Source organism: Candidatus Pelagibacter sp. Uisw_090, from assembly GCF_047717845.1.
GTDB lineage: Bacteria > Pseudomonadota > Alphaproteobacteria > Pelagibacterales > Pelagibacteraceae > Pelagibacter.
Genome location: NZ_CP159810.1, coordinates 1,064,617 through 1,084,090, shown reverse-complemented (window position 1 = coordinate 1,084,090; position 19,474 = coordinate 1,064,617). Strand labels below are relative to the sequence as shown.

The following is a 19,474-nucleotide window of genomic DNA, read 5'->3' as shown; positions in this document are numbered from 1 at the left end:
ATTATATATTATAATTATGTCTAAATTTATTAAAAAACTTTTTGGAACATTGTCTGATAAGCCTTGGGAAAAAGAACAGATGGAAAGTGACAACCATCATAAAGGTAAAACTTTTGATATATCGCTACAAACTTCAGCTGTTATAGTTATCTTTGGTGTGAGCACCGTATTATTTACTTTAGTTGTTACAGGATACCTTTATAGCATTCCAGTGACTCAAGATACAGAGTATCTATTGAAACCTAATTTATTATGGTTAAATACTTTAGTTTTATTATACGTTGCTTATTTTTTTAATAAAATCACAAATGATTTAAAAAAAAATAATTTTGAAAAAATCAAAAAAAATTTGCTTATAGTTGGTTTTTTAAGTTACGCTTTTTTATTTGGGCAGATTTTTTTTTGGTTTCAATTAATGGAAAATGGAAATTATGTTTCTACAAATAACTATTTTTCATCATTTTATATTTTTACTGCGCTCCATGGATTGCACCTTTTGGGGGGATTATTTTTTTGGGGAAAGGTTTTCTCTAAAGTTAACAAGCTCAAAAAAGAACAAATTATAAATTCACAAAAAAGTATAGATGCACTGTCTCTTTATTGGACTTTTTTATTAATTGTTTGGTTTGTATTTTTTTTAATTATGTATGTTTTTAATGATACTGTCATTGCTTGGTGTAGAGCATTACTTGGATAAGCAATCTAAAGAAACAAAGTTAAAATAGCCCCAACAATAATTATAAAAATTAATAAAATATTAACAGATTTTAAATATTTTTGTATTTCTGGTTTCTTTTCTTTTTTTGAAAAAACTCCTGCTCCCAGAGAAATTACAAGATAAAAGCAAAAAACTAAAACCAGCACAACTACAAAGAGACTAAATTTATCAAGCATAATTTAATTCACTATAAAGCCTTATTTACTCATTTATTAATATATTTTTCTATAGATTCAGAAATTGATTTCAATTACTGTTATCAAAGAGAGAGAGACAAATATGCACCCGGGAATTATATTTTTAGGGGTAATTGTTGGTTCAGTTCTGTTCCATATATATACTCCATGGTGGTGGACAGACATAGCCTCAAACTGGGGGGCAATGGATGATACAATTAATTTAACTTTCTGGATTGGTGGTGGTGTATTTATTTTAGTTTGTTTGTTCATGGTTTATTGCATACTAAAATTTTCCTATAAAGAAGGCAGAAAAGTTGAGTACAAACCAGAAGATCATAAATTAGAAAAAATATTAACTATTGCAACTACCGTTGGAGTTATTGCTCTTCTAGCACCGGGTCTAATTGTTTATAATAATTATATCAATACTCCAAAAAATGCACTGCAAGTTGAAGTGAATGCATGGCAATGGGGATGGCAATATAGATTACCAGGTGAAGATGGAATATTAGGCACAGCTCAAGTTGAAAAAATTAGTGATGACAATCCTTTTGGAATAAACTTAGATGACCCATATGGAAAAGATGATATTTTAATTCAAGACGATGTGCTTCACCTAAAAACAGATAGACCAGTAAAAATTTTATTAAGGTCACTAGATGTTTTGCACAATTATTATGTTCCACAATTTAGAGCAAAAATGGATGCTATACCTGGAATCATTTCTTATTATTGGTTTGAGCCAAACAAAATAGGAGAATACGAAGTGTTGTGTGCTGAATATTGTGGAGTGGGCCATTATGCTATGAGGGCAAAAGTTATAGTTGAAAGTGAAGGCAATTATAAAAACTGGATTAAAGAACAGGAAACTTTTTCAGATTTAATTGCTAAACAAGAAAATGATAAATTAAAAACAACTCTACTTGCTAAAAATGATGATTAAATAATGTAAAGGAGAATTATGTCAGACGAATATAACCAACAGAATACACCTCTTGAAGCACAGTCTTCAGAAACCATGTCTGGCTCTTCTGGTACTCCATCAAAAGACATTGATTATGTAAGACCTGCAGAAATTCCTGAACAGGATCTTTATCATGGGCATAGTTTTATTACTAAATGGATTTTCTGTCAGGATGCTAAAGTTATTGGTATTCAATATTTTCTTACTGCCGTGTTTACAGGAATAGTCGGTCTAATACTTTCTTGGTTGATGCGTTTACAATTGGGTTATCCAGATCTAGTTCCATTCATCACAGCAGAACATTATTATCAATTTGTAACTATGCATGGCATGATAATGGTTGTTTATTTTTTAACAGCATTATTTTTAGGAGGTTTTGGAAATTATTTAATTCCTTTAATGGTTGGAGCGAGAGATATGGTTTTCCCATATGTAAACATGGTTAGTTTCTGGATGTTTTTTATCGCAGTGTGTGTTCTCATGGCTAGCTTTTTTGTTCCTGGTGGACCAACAGGTGCAGGATGGACGCTCTATCCACCTCAAGCTATTTTGCCAGGTACTCCTGGTTCCAATATGGGAATTACCTTAATGCTTATTTCTTTATCGTTATTTGTAATTGGATTTACTATGGGTGGATTAAATTACATAATTACAATTTTACAAGCTCGTACTAGAGGGATGACATTAATGAGAATGCCTCTAACGATATGGGGAATTTTTACCGCAACAGCTTTGGCTATGTTAGCTTTTCCAGCATTATTGGTTAGTTGTATTATGATGACTCTAGATAAGATGCTTGGGACTAGTTTTTTTATGCCAGCCATTCTCCAAGCTGGAGAAGTGCTAAGTTATGGAGGAGGAAGCCCTGTTCTTTTTCAACACTTGTTTTGGTTTTTTGGCCACCCCGAAGTTTATATTGTGGCTCTTCCTGCTTTTGGAATAGTTTCAGATTTAATATCTGTTCATGCTAGAAAAAATATCTTTGGATATAGAATGATGGTTTGGGCTATTGTTGGTATAGGAGCTTTAAGTTTCTTTGTTTGGGCTCACCATATGTATGTTAGTGGAATGAACCCTTGGTTCGGTTTTTTCTTTGCAACAACCACACTTATTATTGCAGTGCCAACTGCATTGAAAGTTTATAACTGGATAATAACACTATTTAGAGCAAACATTAGAATGAACACAGTAATGCTTTTTTGCTTAGGTTTTATTGTGACCTTTGTAAATGGAGGAATTACTGGAATTTTTTTGGGGAATGTTGCGGTAGATATTCCACTATCTGATACTTATTTTGTAATAGCTCATTTTCATATGGTCATGGGCATAGCCCCACTTATGGTAATTATGGGTGCAGTTTATCATTGGTTTCCCTTGGTTACTGGAAGAATGTTAAGTGAAAAATTAGGTAAGTGGCACTTTTGGGTTACATTCTTAGGTGCGTATTCAATTTATTTTCCAATGCATTACCTAGGTTTTATTGGAGTGCCACGAAGATATTATGAAATGTATGATAGTCCATATGTCACTTCAGCTGTTGGAATGAATGAGTTTATAACCGTTGCGGCTTTAATTGTTGGTTTTTCACAGTTAATTTTTATTTACAATATTGTAACAAGTTTAAAAATTGGAAAACCAGCAGGCAAAAATCCTTGGCAGGCAAATTCTTTAGAATGGCTAACCCCTGATGTACCACCAACTCATGGTAATTGGGGAGAAAAATTACCAGTTGTTCATAGATGGCCTTATGACTTTAATGTACCTGGCGCAAAAGAAGATTACATAACCCAAACAACGCCACCAAGTGAAGTTATTAATGCAGAGGTAGAAAAAACTTAGGAAAAAAATATGACTGATGTAAAAATTGAAGGTTATGAACTTAAACCAGGGTTTAAAGGAATGGCCACAGATACTGGCTCTGATCAAACAATGTTTAAGGGTGTTCAGTGGGGAAAAGTCATGATGTGGATTTTTTTACTGAGTGATACTTTTGTGTTTAGCTGTTTTTTGATTTCGTACATGAAAGGAAGAACCTCTACAGTAGTAGATTGGCCAAACACAAGTGAAGTCTTTTCACTACATGTAGGCAGCACACCTGTTCCATTATTATTAATTGCAATAATGACATTTGTTTTAATTACAAGCAGTGGAACCATGGCTCTTGCAGTAAAATATGGTTATGAAAAAAATAGAAAAATGTGTGGATGGCTTATTTTAGCTACAGCTATTGGTGGCCTTACATTTGTTGGAATGCAAGTATTTGAATGGTCAAAATTAATACATGAAGGTGTTAGACCTTGGGAAAATCCTTTTGGAGCAAAACAATTTGGTTCATACTTCTTTATGATTACAGGATTTCATGGATTTCATGTTTCAATTGGTGTGATCTTTCTTTTTATTTTTGCAAGAAAAGTTTTTAAAGGTGATTTTGACAACGGTAAAAGGGGATTTTTTACTACAATGAAATCAGATTATGTTGCAATAGAGATTTTAGGTCTTTATTGGCATTTTGTTGATTTAGTGTGGGTATTTATATTTGCCTTTTTTTATTTATGGTAAACTAGATTATGGATGAGATAGAAAATAAAGAAACTGTTGCTTCAACACATAAGATAGGAATCTACTTATGGATTTGGGGATTATTATTTGTACTTAGTTTTTTTTCTTACATGGTTGACTTGTTTGCATTTCAGGGGTTATTAAGGTGGACCTTAATTTTAATATTTATGTTTCTAAAAGCTGGTTTAATAATGGCTTTCTTTATGCACCTATTTTGGGAGCGATATGCCCTAGTTAATGTTCTTTTGTGGCCAATGACAGCAATAGCTTGTTTTATTGCGCTTATGGCGGCAGAAGCAAAATACACGGTTTTTACAAGATTATTATATTTTATTACTGGAGGATAAACTTTATGACTGGATACACTGTACTTGCTGGAGCTTTAATATTTTTTTTACTTTTTATTTATGCAACATGGTTTGGTACTCAATTAAAATTAGAGAAGCAAAAAGACAAAAGTCCTGCAATTACAATTAATCCATATGACAATATGTCTCTTACTAGAAGATTTATTGATAAAAAAAATAAACAAATTGGAATTTTTGATTTAGGAAATCATATTCTTATTATTGGAATGGTATCAATTTTAGTGTTTATTTTATTAAATGTAGAATAGGCACATCATATCTGATAATCGTTTAACCAAAATGATAAGAAAAAAAACTGTCTCACTAGATTTTAATGAATTAATTAAATCTTTATATCTATTGATGAAACCAAGAGTAATGTCTCTTGTTATATTTACATGCGCCGTGGGTCTTTTAACTTCCAATTCAAATATAGACATTATTGATGCTATGATAGGTATAACTTTAGTTGCTTTAGGTGCGGGAGCGGCTGGATGTCTAAATATGTGGTATGAATCAGATTTAGATGCACTCATGACAAGAACATGCTTAAGACCAATTCCCACTGGTAAAATTAATAGAAACCAAGCACTTACTTTTGGAGTGTTGCTGTCAGTTATTTCAGTTGTAGCATTAAATTATTTTTCAAATTTTCTGTCAGCATCTTTGTTATTATTTACAATATTTTTTTATCTTTTTGTCTACACAATATGGCTAAAAAGAAAAACACCACAAAACATTGTTATTGGTGGGGCTGCTGGTGCATTACCACCTGTTATCGGGTGGACTATTGCAACTAATACAATTAGTTTAGAGCCATTAACTTTATTTTTGATAATTTTTTTTTGGACGCCCTCTCATTTTTGGGCATTGAGCTTATATAAGGCTGATGATTATAAAAAAGCAAAAATTCCAATGTTACCTTTAACTGATGGTATTGAAAAAACAAAAGTACATATTTTTATTTATTCTTTATTAATGTTACCAGTTATTACTTTTCCATATTTGATTAATTTTTCAGGTTTAATCTATTTCATACCAGTATTAATTCTCACAATTTATTATATTTTTATTTGTTTTGACTTATACAAATATAAGAAAAATACATTTGATTTAAAGAAAGCAAAAAAAGTATTTGGTTATTCAATTTTATATTTATTTCTAATCTTTGTATTATTTTTGGTAGATAGCCTAATTTAAATATTGTTACTAAAAAAAATTCCGATAAAGTATCATATAATCATAAATGAAATATATTAGCACCAGAGACAATTCAAAAGAATATAGTTTTGAGGAAGTATTCATCAAAGGACTTGCAGATGATGGGGGCTTGTTTGTGCCTAAAGAAGTTAAAAAATACAGCGCTCAAGAGCTTGAATCATTAAGTGGTTTAAATTATCAAGATTTAGCAAAAAAAATTATTTACCCATTTATAGGAGATTTTATGACAGTAAATGAATTGTCAGATGTTGTTGAAAAGTCATACTCAGTGTTCAGAAAAGATAACGCTGTAGATTTAATTAAAGTAGGTGACACTAAGCTTTTAGAATTATTTCATGGCCCAACGCTTGCTTTTAAAGATATAGCAATGCAATTGTTAGGAAACTTTTATGAATATTATCTAAAAAAAAACAATAAGAATATAAATGTAATTGTTGCAACATCAGGGGATACGGGTGCTGCTGCAATAGATGCAATCAAGGGAAAAAAGAATATGAATATATTTGTTCTTCACCCTCACAAAAAAGTTTCACTTGTTCAAAGAAAACTAATGTCAACTGTTAAAGAAAAAAATGTTTTTAATATAGCGATAGAAGGTAACTTCGATGATTGTCAAAATTTAGTTAAATCAATGTTTGCGGACAAAAAATTCTCTAACTCAATTAATATGTCTGGAGTGAATTCGATAAATTGGGCAAGAATTATCGCACAAGCAGTTTATTATTTTTATACATATTTCAAAATTAGAGACGATAGACCAGTTAACTTTTCAGTACCAACAGGCAACTTTGGAGATGTGTATGCAGGTTATCTATCTAAAAAAATGGGTCTACCAATAAACAAACTTATAGTTGCTACAAATCAAAATGATATTTTGCATAGAGCAATTTCAAATGGAAAATATGAAGCTGAAAGTGTTTTTGAGACAAATTCACCAAGCATGGATATTCAAATCGCAAGTAATTTTGAAAGATTGGTGTATGACCTGAGTGATTGTGATGACAATGAAACTCAAAAGATCATGACTGATATTAAAGAAGAGGGTAAATATATTATTCCAAAAAATAAAATGGAAAAAATAAAAAGAGATTTTTTATCAGCAAGCATGAATGAAAAAGAGATTTTAGATATTATTAAAGAGGTTTATACTAAATATGATATTATACTGGATCCTCATAGTGCGATAGGCTTTGGAGCCTTAAAAAAAGTAAATATAGATGGTAACAATATTGTTTTAGTAACAGCGCACCCATGTAAATTTCCTGATGCCATAGATAAATCAATTGGCATCAAGCCAGACTTACCAGATGAAATAAAGTATGTTATGGATGAAAAAGAAAATTATGATATTATATCGAATAACCTAAGTAAAACTCAAAAATATATTAAGGAAAAGATACAATGAAATTAAAAGAAAACGACATCATACCCAATTCTGAATTTTTTATGATGGAAGGTGGAAACCCAGTTAAGAAACATACATTAGAATTTTTTAAGGATAAGAAGGTAGTTTTATTTGGTTTGCCAGGCGCTTATACATCAGTTTGTTCAGCTAAGCATTTGCCTGGATATGTTAATAATCATGAAAAATACAAGGCAAAAGGCATAGATTATATTGTATGCATTTCAGTAAACGACCCATTCGTAATGGATGCTTGGGGAAAAAGTCAAAATGTTAAAGATAAAATTTTGATGATAGCTGATCCTTTTTTAAGTTTTACCAAAGCAATAGGTGCAGATGTTGACAAAAGCACCAGAGGCTTAGGTGTGAGATCCAACAGATACACAATGCTAATTGACAACCTTAAAGTAATTAAATTACAAGAAGAAGAGGATGCGGGTGCCTGTGAAATATCTGCTGCCCAAAATTTTTTAAATTTAGTTTAATTCCGCAGCTTGCTTAGCTAGCAAGTCAACTTCTTCATTTAAAATATTTCCAGCGTGTGCCTTAACCCATATCCATTTAATTTCATGGAATTTATTTAAATCATAAAGCTGAATCCAAAGTTCTTTATTTTTTACTGGCTCTTTTTTTGAAGTTAACCAATTATTTTTTATCCATTTATGCACCCAATCTGTAATACCCAATCTTACATATTGTGAGTCAGTATAAATTTCAATAGGCTGTTTTTCTTCTATTATTTGAAGTGCTTTAATTGGAGCCATCAACTCCATCTTATTATTAGTTGTATCTTTTACACTGCCACTAATTTTTTTTACTTCATTATTAATATTGATGATCGCTGCCCAACCTCCGTTCCCAGGGTTATTTAAACAAGAACCATCAGTATAAATTTTTATCATTACTTATAATAATCTTTGTAGCTATTTAGATTGCTATGAATAATTAGTTTTTGTAAATATTCGTTAGGATCTTTAATTTGGATTAAAGCAGTTTTAGGAGTATTAAAATAATCATAAATTCTAGTTAGTAAATATCTTAAAGCAGCCCCTCTACATAATATATTTAATGCATCTTTTTCTTTTTTTGAAAAAGTTCTTATGCTTTCATATCCATCAATTAAGTTTTTAATTTTTTTATTATTCATCACAAAAGAATTCATTTTTTTATCAAAACATAATGCGTTTATGCAAATTGCAATCTCATACATCAGATAATCATTACTTGAAAAATAAAAATCAATAAATCCAGAAAATTTATTTTTGTTAAAAAAAATATTATCTATAAATAAATCTCCATGAATAATTCCTTCTGGTAGTTTTTTTGGCCATTGATTTTTAATATTTTTTAAGCATGCTTTAAGTGTAGGTTCTAGTTTTGGAGCTACTTTATTTGACGTAAACCTGATAGATTTTAATAAGTTACCTAATTTGTTAATAGACATAGAGTTTTCTCTATATAATTTCATTTTGCACGTTACTTTATGAAATTTTGCAATATTTTTTCCTATATCAAAACAGTTTTTATAATTGAGATTGATTTTATCAGCTCCCTTTAAAAAAGTCACAATACAGAAGGGTTTATTTTGAATTGTACTTAAGTGCTTACCCTTGCCATTTTTTAACGGTTTAGGACAAATAATTTTTTTTTGATTTAGGATCTCCATTAAGCTCATGAAAAAAGGTAAATCTCTTTTTTGAACTCTTTTTTCAAAGATTGTTAAGATATATTTTTTTTTACTAGTCCTTAATAGATAATTTGTATTTTCTATTCCTTTTTTTATACCCTCAAATTTAGTTACATCACCTATTTTGTAATCATCACATAATGAGACAACATCCTTATTTTTTATTTTTGTATATACGGCCATTTAATTTAATTTTGAAGGAACTTTAAAAACAATGTTTTCTTTTATAATTTCAACTTCTTCAATCTTTATTTGAAATTTATTCTTTAGTTTGTTGATAAAATCTTCAACTAGAATTTCTGGAGCAGAGGCTCCTGATGAAATTCCAATTGTTTTACAGTTTAGTAATTGTTCAAAAGGAATCTCACTTTCTGAATGTATTAATTCAGCATGTGCGCAGCCTGCTTGTTCAGCCACTTCAACTAGACGAACTGAATTAGAAGAATTTCTACTTCCTAAAACAAAAAACATATCACATTGTTTTGCAATATTTTTGACAGCTGATTGACGGTTGGTAGTTGCATAACAAATATCCTCTTTAAATGGTGCTTTAATTTCAGGAAATTTTTTCTTAAGAGCTTTTATTATATTTTGTGTGTCATCAATAGACAGTGTTGTTTGTGTAGTGTAGCCTATCTTTTTATTCTGGTCTAATTCATATGCCTCAACATCATGCTCATCTTGAATTAAATCAATAGCACCCTCTGGCAATTGCCCCATAGTGCCAATAACTTCTGGATGGTTGTTGTGCCCGATAAGTATAATATGATAGCCTGCTTTATAGAGATTTTCAGCCTCTCTATGCACTTTTGAAACAAGAGGGCAGGTAGCATCGATATATTCCATTTTATATTTAGTAGCTTGTAATGGTATAGCTTTTGGTACACCATGCGCAGAAAAGATTACAGGTCTAGTTTTATCTTTAATCTCCTCTAGTTCTTCAATAAAAATTGCTCCTATTGCCTTAAGACTATCAACTACATATTTATTGTGTACTATTTCGTGACGCACATAAACTGGAGCACCATATTTTTTAATACTTTTTTTCACTATTTCAATTGCCCTTTCAACACCAGCACAAAATCCCCGTGGGGCAGAAAGTAATATTTTAATTTCTTTATTTTTCATTTTTTTCCAAAAGATATTCAAGCAATATATGAGGAAAGGTTAAAGACGCCAAACCAATAAATATAACTTTTAATATTGCTTCGTTTAATTGATAATAATTGGATAGAATATATAGGCTAATCACATAAATCACTGCTGTTAAAAGTGTAAGTGGTATAGCTTTTTTTACAAAAATATGAGCGCCATTTTTAAAGTCATTAATATCAAGTTCACTTATTAATGAGATTGAATGGCGGAAAGAATGCAAGAAGCAAAAGTATATTGTAAAAGCAATTAGAGGAGATAAAAAATAATTTAAGACTATAATTGAAAAAAAATCTAGAAATATTAAGACATTTATAGCTTTAAGATTATTTAGGAAATAATAAGTATTAACAAGCAAAGACATTAATAAAGCAAAAGATAATATGTGGTTTGTTTCAATAAAGTCTAAAAACAAAAAAAAATTTTCATTTTGAATTAGTAATAATTTAAAAATATCAACTGTTTCAGTAAAATGAAAAAATAGTGGAGCAATAATTATTAAGGCACCTTTAAAAAAAAAAAAAATTAAATTGGATGTATTTTTATTTTTTATCAGGAAATTCATATCTTCCTTACCAAAATGATATGAGGCTACTATCAAAAATATAATGAGTGATGTGGCTGGAAAGTATAACCAAAATATAATTACACTTAGTACAATCATTGAATATATTAAATAAAAATAATAAAATTTTCTTATATTATATAGCTGAATAAGCTTTTTTCCTTTTTGGTTATCTAACGCACCGTGTGAAATTCCAATTGAAAGGATAAGGAGTAAGCAAATTATTGGAGAAATAATTAAACTTTCAAATTGATAAATTATTATAGTAAGTGAGATCGATAGCAGAAAAAAAATAATAGAATGATAGAAATTTATTTTTTTTATTGTATTATTCATTTTATTTTAAAAGCCTCTTAATGAACATCCATTTAGGCATTTTAAGAATTATCAATAAGTCTTCCAGCATATTACTCTTATTTGATAAAAATTTGATAACAGTCTCTGGTGAATTATTAAAAATTTTAAAAAATATATTTGGTATTTCTTTTGGATGTCTATTCAAAACTCTTAAAAATACTTTATCTAAAAATTTATATTTTTTCTTAATCTCATATTTTTGAACATTTTCAATATTTTCAATATTTTCCCTTATAAACCTACTGTGCTCTTGAATATTTAAGAAAGTATATCCTGTGCTTAATCGCGTCATGCCACCAGCTGTGCCAATATTTATTTTATTTTTTTCATTAATATTTGATGGATGAAACAATGGTATGGCACCTTTTTCTTTATAATTAATTTTGTAATTTTTAATATTAAGATGATTCTCTATATAATTCTTTAATTGTTCATCATAATCCATTTCTAAATCGTTATTCATGTTTGACAACCATGTGGTTTCAACTAAAGCTTTGTTTTTGTTGTACGGCAATGTGTAAAAGAAATGAACACTGTCATGCTGCTGACAGTCAAAGTCCATCAAATTTATAATCTCATCGTCAAAAACATTTTTAGTAGTTTCGATTTCAACACCCTTAAAGTGTTGCCAAAGTTTGTTTTCTGAAGACCCTATTGAAGGAACGCTGTTAAAGATAAAAGAATTATTAGAGCTTATCTCACTAATATCTTTATAGAAACTGATGTTTTGGTTCTGCTTAAGTGTTGAATTTATTTTTTCGTAGAATAACCCGCTATCTATTGATTGATACGGCAGTTTATCACATTTCAAATATTTAGTTTTATTAGGTATGTTTATAGAGAAATTTTTCCAACTTTTTATCGTACAATCTTCAAAGTTGTGATCTATAGTTTTCCAGAAAGACCAAGTTTTATCTTTTTTATATTCTAATCTTGGTTCAATAATTGCTAGCGTTTTATCTTTAAGTTTATTATGACTCTCTAATTCATATGCTAAGGATAATCCTGCACAGCCACCACCTATAATTATATAATCAAATTCTTTCATTTAGATCTATTTCTTCGTTGATTAGAAGATATTCATTACTCATATAACGACTTTTTTCTTTTGTTAACAAAAGTTTTATTAAATCTAATAGAGATAAAACTGTTTGATAAACTTTTCCTAAACTATTAACGTAAATTTTTCCAGCCTTATTATAATCTTCTATATTTTTTGTTTTTAAAATCTCACCACCTATTTTTCTATAAACTCTTCTAGCAACCAATATTGCAAATCTAAAATTAAAAGGGATTTTCTTAATTGATGTAAAGCTGCTCTCATAAAATAAGTCAGCTAAAGTTAAGGTACTACTTATAACTTGAAAATCATGCTGAATATAAAACCTATTATTTTTTGAATCTTCAACAACATCTCTGGCTATATTTGTTAATTGCATTGCAATACCAAGATCTATGGCGCCTTTCATTGAATCTTTATCTTTAACATTTAAAATTTTGGCCATCATTAAACCTACTGTGCCAGCAACTCTATAAGAATAAATTAATAAATCTTTTTTGTTATTTAATTGCACCTTTTCATTTAAGTCTGACTCAACACCAGTAAACAAATCCTCAACAATTTTTATTGAAATCTCATGATGAATCATAAGATCCCACATATTCTTAATTATTAGATTATCGAAGTTTTTATTAATAAAATCATTCTTAAAAGTGGATAAATTTTTTTTCTTAATAACTAATTCAATTTGATCATCTACAATATTATCAACTGTTCTACAGAAATCATATAATGAGGAGCATTTTTGATATGTTTTTTTTGGTAAGAAAAAACCAGCCCAGTTAAATGACTTTGCATAAATAGACAGATAGTTTCTATTAGACATTATATAATTTTATCTAAAACTTTTGCTGAGGATAACACACCAGGAACTCCAGCGCCAGGATGCGTTCCAGCGCCAACAAAGTATAATCCCTCGCAAACCTCAGATTTATTATGAAATCTAAAATAGGCTGACTGGGTAAATTTAGGTTGTATAGAAAATCCTGATCCAAATTTAGTGTTCAGCTCATTTTCAAAATAATCTGGTGTTAAGTAGAAATCTTCCACTATATTTTGTCTAAGATTTGGTAATAATGTTTTTTCCATTTTATCTATCACTAAATCTTTCATCTTTTCACCTTCAATTTTCCAATCTAATTTAGATTGATTGTTTGGCACTGGAACCAGTACATAGAAGCAGTCATTTCCTTCTGGTGCCATAGATTTATCAGTGGCAGAAGGTCTGTGTAGGTAATAACTTATATCTTTATTTAATTTTTTTTTATCAAATATATCATTTAAGTGTTCTTTATACTTGTCTCCAAACTTAATTGTATGATGCTCAACATCAGGATATGTTTTTTTAGTGCCAAAGTAATAAACAAACAAACCCATAGAATATTCCATTCTTTTTTGTTTCCATTCAAATAAATAATTAATTTTGGTTTGATTGAGAAGCTTTTCGTAAACAGCTGGTGGATCAGCATTACATATTACATTGTTTGCATTTATCTCTCTTTGATTATCTAATTTTACTCCTTCAATTTTATTATTGATTGAAATAATATTTGTAACCTCTTGACCTTTAATTATTTTAATTCCTTCCTCAATCATTAGTTTCTCTAAACCTTTAATTATATTTCCCGTACCACCCATTGAATAATGAATGCCCCATTTTTTTTCTAGATATAATATTAATCCATAAATTGATGTTGTTGTAAAAGGGTTTCCTCCAACCAAGAGGGGGTGCATGCTTAACATGCGTCTTAATTTCTCATCTTTAATATAAGAAGAAACTAATGAATAGACTGATTTATAGCTCTTTAGTTTTAATAGAGCAGGTAATTGTTTCATCATGACCAAAGGTTTGTCAAAAGGTACATCTGAAAGTTCTGTAAAACCCTTATCAAATATTTTTTTAGTAAATTTTACAAGCTCTTCATATCCTTTAACATCATCTTCATTTATTTCTTTAATTTGTTTTTTCATTTTTTCTTCATCACCTGAATAATCAAATTTAGCTCCATCTTCAAAAATAAATCTATACCAAGTATTAAGAGGGGTGAGTTTTATATAGTCCTCAGGTTTTTTGTTAAAAAGTTCAAAAAGCTCCTCAATTAAATAAGGTGCTGTAATTACAGTAGGTCCAGCATCAAATGTAAAACCATTTTTCTTGAATACTCTAGCTCTACCTCCAAGATCGGTGTGCTTTTCAATTAATATAACATTATGATTTTTAGCTTTTAATCGAAGAGCAGCTGCTATACCACCAAAACCAGAACCAATGACAATAGATTTCATTTGGTTAATTTATAGTTTTTTTAAAAAATTGTAAGGGAATTATGAGTTAATTTTTTTTAATGCGACTTTTGTTTCTTCTAAATTTTTATCAAACAAACTGTCAAGTTTTGATTTATCGACAGATGTATTGATAATCTTTTTAACAGATTCTACAGCAATCTTTATTGACACATCTTTTATCTCTTTAAGTGCCGCATCCTTCATCTGTATAATTTTATTTTCAGCTAAGTTTTTTTTGATTTCAGAAGATTTATGAAATTTATCATTCATTTCTATAACCAAATGGTCACTATCTTTTTTTGCCTGTTCTAAAATCTCATTACCATCTGCCTGGGCTGTATCTAATTTACTTTGGGCATTATCCAATAGAATTTTTGCTTCTGACCTTAATTTTTCACTCTCATCAATTTCATTTTTAATATCTAAAATAAGTTTATTTAAAACTTCATTAATTTTTTGAGGTATTTTTAGATAAACTAGTCCTCCAATAAAAATTATAAATGATATTGCTACCCAAAAAGTTGCATCAATTGCCATAATATTTATCCATCTTTTTTCTTGATAGGTCATCAACAATTGCTGAGATGCTACTACTATTAACCTCTGCACCTATCAACTGATGTAGTAAATCTGCAGACGTTTCTACAGCTATCTTATTAATTTTTTCAGGAGCTTTATCCTTAAGTTCTTGAATTTCAGATTCGGCTTTTCGAATTTCTAAATTCAACTCTTTGTCTAAGGCATCTTTTTTAAGATTAATATCTTTTATTAATTTTTCCCTAGCTTGTTTAAAATAATTTTTGGCTTCATTTTTACTTTTTTGAACTATATTTTCGTATTCTGCTATGTTTAGTTCACTCTGTTCTCTTTGTTTCTCTGCCGCCTCAATATTCTCTACGATCTGTGATTTTCTTATCTCAAGGTTTGCACTAATTTTTGGAAGTATAAGTTTAGAAAGAACAACATATAATATTCCAAAAGTTATAGTTAACCAAAAAATTTGAGAAATCCAAAACTCAGGATTTAATTGAGGCATACCTCCACTTTCAGCTGCAAAAGCTTCCATAAAAAATAGGAAGCTTAAAAATATCGACTGAAAAAATATTTTTTTAATCATTAAATTTAAAATGCAAATAAAATAATTAATGCAACAACTAATCCAAATAGACCAGTAGCCTCAGCTAAAGCAAATCCTAATAAAAGATTAGGGAATTGTTTTTGTGCTGCAGATGGGTTTCTCATTGCGCCAGAAAGGTAATTACCAAAAATAATTCCAATTCCAACACCGGCACCGGCTAGAGCTATTGCTGCTAGTCCTGCTCCGATCATTTTTGCTGCTTCTAATTCCATTATATCCTCCTATGTTAGTTAATGGTGTAAATTTAATGCATCATTTAAATAGATGCAGGTTAAGATTGCAAAAACATATGCTTGAAGAAAAGCAACCAGTATTTCCAAACCAGTTAGTGCAACCGAAAAACTCAGTGGAAGCCATCCACCAACTATCCCGAGGCTTATTACAAAGCCACCGAAAACTTTCATCATAGTATGACCAGCCATCATGTTAGCAAATAAACGAACAGAAAGACTTACGGGCCTACTTAAATAAGAAATAATCTCAATAACAACAATTAATGGCAGAAGAAGTACTGGTACTCCACTTGGTACAAATAATTTTAAATAGCCAAAGCCATGTTTCATAAAACCAATTATTGTTACTCCAACAAAAATAAATGAAGCTAAAATAAAAGTCACAATAATGTGACTAGTTACTGTAAATGCATAAGGGATCATTCCAAACATGTTACAAAACAGCACAAACATAAATAAAGAAAAGATAAATGCAAAATAGGGTTTTGCTTTAGAGCCAGCGGTATCGCTAATCATTTTTGAAACAAAGCTATAGCTTAGTTCTGCTAGAAGTTGAACTTTGCTGGGTAGTAATGAATTTTTTTTTGATCCAAGGTTAAAAATTAATAGAATTGCTAAAGAGCTAATAACCATAAACAAACTTGCATTTGTAAATGATATATCTATTGCGCCTAATTTTATTTCTGGTCCAATTCTATAAACTTCAAATTGGTGCATTGGATTTGTTGCCATAATTTTTTAAATCTATTCTTGCATATTTTTTGCAGATCTGAATACATTTACTATACCAGCAACCACACCTACAAAAAAAAATATTAATATTAACCAGGGCTTAGTACCAAAGGTCGTGTCTAAAATAAACCCTATAATTGTCCCAACTGCTACTGCAGACACTAATTCTGTGCTTAATTTAAAGGCAGTTCCTATAGAGGAGGGTGGTTCCTTGTCTTTATAGAGATTTCTCTTAGCAATTTTAGATTTTGCAATCTCCAGGCGAGTTTTAAGAGAGTCTTTTGGCATTTATGTATTAAGCAACCATACTCTCAGCTTTTTGTAAATCAACAGCTACTAACTGACTAATACCTTTTTCAGGCATAGTTACTCCATAAAGTCTATTCATTTTAGACATTGTTAGAGCATGGTGAGTTACAATAATAAATTTAGTGTTAGTTATTTTTGTTAAGTCATCTAGGAGACCACAGAATCTTGTTACGTTAGCATCATCTAAGGGAGCATCAACTTCATCTAACACACAGATTGGTGATGGGTTAGTAAGGAACACAGCAAAGATAAGAGACAAAGCAGTCAAGGCTTGCTCACCACCAGATAATAAAGTTATAGACTGAAGTCTTTTTCCTGGTGGACTTACTAGCATTTCTAAACCAGCTTCAAGAGGGTCATCAGAATCAACTAACTCTAACTTTGCATTTCCTCCATTAAATAATTTTGTATAAACTTCATTAAACTTTCTGTTAACTTTTTCAAAAGCTTCTAAAAGTCTTTCTCTTCCTTTTTGGTTTAATTCATTAATACTTTCTTTTAATTTAATGATTGCAGATACAAGATCTTCTCTATCCTGTTCCATTTTTTTAATTTCAATTTCATATTTACTAGTTTCTTCATCTGCCCTCAAATTAACTGACCCAAGTTTTTCTCTTTCTCTCTTCTTTTCATCCAAAGCATCTTCTTGAGCAACCGAGTCTGGCAGCTCCTCAACACCGTTTAAATTAGAGTTTTCAAGAATGTCATTTTCTTCAAGGTTAAGTTCAGAAATAACCCTTTCTAACAAATCATCTTTACGTTTTTTTAATCCTTCAATGGTTGCACCAGAGCTTGCTTTTCTTTCTCTTATTTGAATAGATATTTCTTGAACATCATTTAATTCAAGTCTTAAAGAGTTAATCTTTTTGTCCGTTTCTTCAATTATCTTTTCATTCTCAATTTTTTCATTTTGTGAAATTCTTAAACCTTCAGTAGCTTGACCTTTTTTTTCTGCTTGAGCTTTAGGTTGTTGATCTCGTTCATTCAATTGTGATAATAATTTGTTTTTTCGTTCAGTTAATTCTGTTGCCATTTTTTGAGAGTTTGAAAATAAATTCTTCCAACTTTCAACTTCAGTTGCAATAGCTTTAATTCTTTCATTTCTTTTTATAGATTCTTTTTTGATTGATTGGTTTTTGCTAAAACTATCTGCATATTTTTCTTGTAGTAATTTTATATTGTCATTTTTTTCATTGATGTCAGTTAGTTTACTTTTACCTTCATCATTGGCTAAATTATTTAAAAAATTATTTAATTCCATTTTAGTTCTATCTAGCAACGTAAGAGCTTGGTTAGCTTCATTGTTATTTATTAATTCTTTGATTTTTTTGATTGTATTAATAACGTCTTTAATTGGGTCAATGCTGATATTTATGTTGCCATTCGCAAATATTTCAATAATTTCGTCTACAGCTTTTTGCTCTTCATTAAGTTGATTTTTTGCTTTTTCAAGATCTTCGTTTGATAATTTTTCTGTTTCAAAATACTTGGAGTCTACTTCTATTAATTCACTTTTCTCTTCTTTTAACCTTTTTTCGTTTGAATTTGCATCTATTACAATCCCTTTTTCTCTATCAATATCTTCCTCAATGGTCTTTAGTGATTTTTTAAAATTTTCTATCTCATCTTGTGTTCTTACATTTTCTTCATCTAAACTTTGTAACTCTAAATTCAATCGTTGAATTCTTGAAAGGTTTTCAATATTTTTTTCTCTTAATGGAGAAACTTTATCTGTTTCTGTTTTGATTGAGTTTTCAAATTGAGCAATTTGTTGATTGAAGTTGCTTACTTCTCCCTCTGCCTCATTATTGATTTCATTTTCTATTCTAATTTCATTATCAATATCTAATAATTTCAAATAATATAAGCCTGCTTCAATTCTTTTTATTTCTTCAGATATAAGTTTATATTTTGTGGCTTCTTCGGCTTGTTTTTGAAGATTGGCTAATTGTTTTTCTTGTTGTCTTCTTAATTCGTCTGCTCTTTTTAAATTAGCATCTGCAGCGTTTAATCTAAGCTCAGCCTCGTGTCTTCTGACATGCAATCCTGAAATATTAGCTGCTTCTTCTAAGATGGCCCTTCTGTCTGCAGGCTTTGCTGTTACTAAGGCTCCAATACGTCCCTGGCTTATCATTGATGGTGAATGAGCACCGGTAGATAAATCTGCAAAAAACATTTGTGCATCTCTAGCCCTAACTTCTTTATCATTAATGTAAAATTTAGAGCCCTTGTCTTTTTCAATTTTTCTTCTAACTTCAATTTGATCCATATCCTTGTATTGCAAGGGTCCTTCATGACTTGCGTTATCTACAACGATTGAAACTTCTGCTATATTTTTTGAAGCCTTGTTTGATGTTCCGTTAAAAATAACATCTTCCATTCCAGAGCCTCTCATACTTTTTGCTGAGGTTTCTCCCATGGCCCATCTTAAAGATTCTACAATGTTTGATTTTCCACAACCATTAGGCCCAACTATTCCTGTTAGTCCATCTTCGATTAAAAAATTTGTTTTTTCAGCAAATGATTTAAATCCATTTAGTTGGATTTTTTTAAACTCCATGAATTAAC

23 protein-coding genes are annotated in these 19,474 nt (G+C 29.9%); 9 read left to right on the top strand and 14 right to left on the bottom strand.

From position 1 onward, the window contains the following. Positions 1 to 16: 16 nt before the first annotated feature. Positions 17 to 697, top strand: coding sequence for a cytochrome c oxidase subunit 3 (locus ABXT58_RS05945; RefSeq protein WP_415303748.1), 681 nt, complete (start codon positions 17 to 19; stop codon positions 695 to 697). A gap of 5 nt (positions 698 to 702) precedes the next feature. On the opposite strand, the gene ABXT58_RS05940 is transcribed toward ABXT58_RS05945, so the two are convergent. Further along, positions 703 to 894 carry a hypothetical protein gene (locus ABXT58_RS05940; protein ID WP_415303747.1) on the bottom strand — a complete coding sequence of 64 codons (192 nt, stop codon included), beginning with the start codon at positions 892 to 894 and terminating at the stop codon, positions 703 to 705. A gap of 64 nt (positions 895 to 958) precedes the next feature. Here ABXT58_RS05940 and ABXT58_RS05935 point away from each other — a divergent pair, with 64 nt between their 5' ends. The 8 genes from ABXT58_RS05935 (at position 959) to ABXT58_RS05900 (ending at position 7,875) form a co-directional block, all read left to right on the top strand. Then, on the top strand, positions 959 to 1,840 hold the full coding sequence (locus ABXT58_RS05935) for a cytochrome c oxidase subunit II (protein ID WP_415303746.1): 882 nt from the start codon (positions 959 to 961) through the stop codon (positions 1,838 to 1,840). Between the two features lie 75 nt (positions 1,841 to 1,915). Beyond that, positions 1,916 to 3,700 carry a cytochrome c oxidase subunit I gene (locus tag ABXT58_RS05930; protein ID WP_415304924.1) on the top strand — a complete coding sequence of 595 codons (1,785 nt, stop codon included), beginning with the start codon at positions 1,916 to 1,918 and terminating at the stop codon, positions 3,698 to 3,700. A gap of 9 nt (positions 3,701 to 3,709) precedes the next feature. Continuing rightward, the gene (locus tag ABXT58_RS05925; protein WP_415278054.1) at positions 3,710 to 4,420 is read left to right on the top strand and encodes a cytochrome c oxidase subunit 3; all 711 of its coding nucleotides are present in this window, start codon (positions 3,710 to 3,712) and stop codon (positions 4,418 to 4,420) included. Between the two features lie 8 nt (positions 4,421 to 4,428). Then, a complete protein-coding gene (locus tag ABXT58_RS05920; RefSeq protein ID WP_415303745.1) occupies positions 4,429 to 4,767 on the top strand; it encodes a cytochrome C oxidase subunit IV family protein in 339 nt (112 codons plus the stop codon). A 5-nt stretch (positions 4,768 to 4,772) separates the two neighbouring features. Then, positions 4,773 to 5,036, top strand: coding sequence for a hypothetical protein (locus tag ABXT58_RS05915; RefSeq protein WP_415303744.1), 264 nt, complete (start codon positions 4,773 to 4,775; stop codon positions 5,034 to 5,036). Between the two features lie 31 nt (positions 5,037 to 5,067). Then, positions 5,068 to 5,967 (top strand): heme o synthase, encoded by a 900-nt coding sequence (gene cyoE, locus ABXT58_RS05910; RefSeq protein ID WP_415303743.1) that lies wholly within the window; start codon positions 5,068 to 5,070, stop codon positions 5,965 to 5,967. A gap of 46 nt (positions 5,968 to 6,013) precedes the next feature. Then, positions 6,014 to 7,393 carry a threonine synthase gene (gene thrC / locus ABXT58_RS05905; RefSeq protein WP_415303742.1) on the top strand — a complete coding sequence of 460 codons (1,380 nt, stop codon included), beginning with the start codon at positions 6,014 to 6,016 and terminating at the stop codon, positions 7,391 to 7,393. Continuing rightward, positions 7,390 to 7,875, top strand: a complete 486-nt coding sequence (locus ABXT58_RS05900) for a peroxiredoxin (RefSeq protein ID WP_415303741.1) — start codon at positions 7,390 to 7,392, stop codon at positions 7,873 to 7,875. The genes thrC and ABXT58_RS05900 overlap by 4 nt, the downstream gene beginning before the upstream one ends. On the opposite strand, the gene rnhA is transcribed toward ABXT58_RS05900, so the two are convergent. The 13 genes from rnhA to ABXT58_RS05835 are packed head-to-tail and all read right to left on the bottom strand — an operon-like array spanning position 7,867 to position 19,466. Further along, entirely contained in the window at positions 7,867 to 8,292 is a 426-nt protein-coding gene (rnhA, locus tag ABXT58_RS05895) for a ribonuclease HI (protein WP_415303740.1), read from the bottom strand. The genes ABXT58_RS05900 and rnhA overlap by 9 nt on opposite strands. Further along, positions 8,292 to 9,260: a homoserine kinase gene (locus ABXT58_RS05890; protein ID WP_415303739.1), complete on the bottom strand. Its 969-nt coding sequence runs from the start codon at positions 9,258 to 9,260 to the stop codon at positions 8,292 to 8,294. Before ABXT58_RS05890 ends, rnhA begins: the two co-directional genes overlap by 1 nt. Next, positions 9,261 to 10,205, bottom strand: a complete 945-nt coding sequence (gene ispH, locus ABXT58_RS05885) for a 4-hydroxy-3-methylbut-2-enyl diphosphate reductase (RefSeq protein WP_415303738.1) — start codon at positions 10,203 to 10,205, stop codon at positions 9,261 to 9,263. Beyond that, on the bottom strand, positions 10,195 to 11,130 hold the full coding sequence (locus ABXT58_RS05880; RefSeq protein WP_415303737.1) for a Brp/Blh family beta-carotene 15,15'-dioxygenase: 936 nt from the start codon (positions 11,128 to 11,130) through the stop codon (positions 10,195 to 10,197). Before ABXT58_RS05880 ends, ispH begins: the two co-directional genes overlap by 11 nt. A 1-nt stretch (position 11,131) precedes the next feature. Then, entirely contained in the window at positions 11,132 to 12,199 is a 1,068-nt protein-coding gene (locus ABXT58_RS05875; protein ID WP_415303736.1) for a lycopene cyclase family protein, read from the bottom strand. Then, positions 12,186 to 13,037: a phytoene/squalene synthase family protein gene (locus ABXT58_RS05870; RefSeq protein WP_415303735.1), complete on the bottom strand. Its 852-nt coding sequence runs from the start codon at positions 13,035 to 13,037 to the stop codon at positions 12,186 to 12,188. The genes ABXT58_RS05875 and ABXT58_RS05870 overlap by 14 nt, the downstream gene beginning before the upstream one ends. Beyond that, positions 13,037 to 14,494, bottom strand: coding sequence for a phytoene desaturase family protein (gene crtI / locus ABXT58_RS05865; RefSeq protein ID WP_415303734.1), 1,458 nt, complete (start codon positions 14,492 to 14,494; stop codon positions 13,037 to 13,039). Before crtI ends, ABXT58_RS05870 begins: the two co-directional genes overlap by 1 nt. A gap of 39 nt (positions 14,495 to 14,533) precedes the next feature. After that, positions 14,534 to 15,031 carry an ATPase gene (locus tag ABXT58_RS05860; RefSeq protein WP_415303733.1) on the bottom strand — a complete coding sequence of 166 codons (498 nt, stop codon included), beginning with the start codon at positions 15,029 to 15,031 and terminating at the stop codon, positions 14,534 to 14,536. Beyond that, on the bottom strand, positions 15,021 to 15,611 hold the full coding sequence (locus ABXT58_RS05855) for a F0F1 ATP synthase subunit B (RefSeq protein ID WP_415303732.1): 591 nt from the start codon (positions 15,609 to 15,611) through the stop codon (positions 15,021 to 15,023). Before ABXT58_RS05855 ends, ABXT58_RS05860 begins: the two co-directional genes overlap by 11 nt. A 5-nt stretch (positions 15,612 to 15,616) precedes the next feature. Continuing rightward, positions 15,617 to 15,844, bottom strand: coding sequence for a F0F1 ATP synthase subunit C (locus ABXT58_RS05850; RefSeq protein WP_006997791.1), 228 nt, complete (start codon positions 15,842 to 15,844; stop codon positions 15,617 to 15,619). A gap of 18 nt (positions 15,845 to 15,862) precedes the next feature. Further along, complete coding sequence (locus tag ABXT58_RS05845) at positions 15,863 to 16,597, bottom strand: F0F1 ATP synthase subunit A (RefSeq protein ID WP_415303731.1); 735 nt, start codon at positions 16,595 to 16,597, stop codon at positions 15,863 to 15,865. Positions 16,598 to 16,609: 12 nt separating this feature from the next. Then, entirely contained in the window at positions 16,610 to 16,885 is a 276-nt protein-coding gene (locus tag ABXT58_RS05840; protein ID WP_415303730.1) for an AtpZ/AtpI family protein, read from the bottom strand. A 7-nt stretch (positions 16,886 to 16,892) separates the two neighbouring features. Further along, a complete protein-coding gene (locus tag ABXT58_RS05835; protein ID WP_415303729.1) occupies positions 16,893 to 19,466 on the bottom strand; it encodes a chromosome segregation SMC family protein in 2,574 nt (857 codons plus the stop codon). Between the last annotated feature and the right edge of the window lie 8 nt (positions 19,467 to 19,474).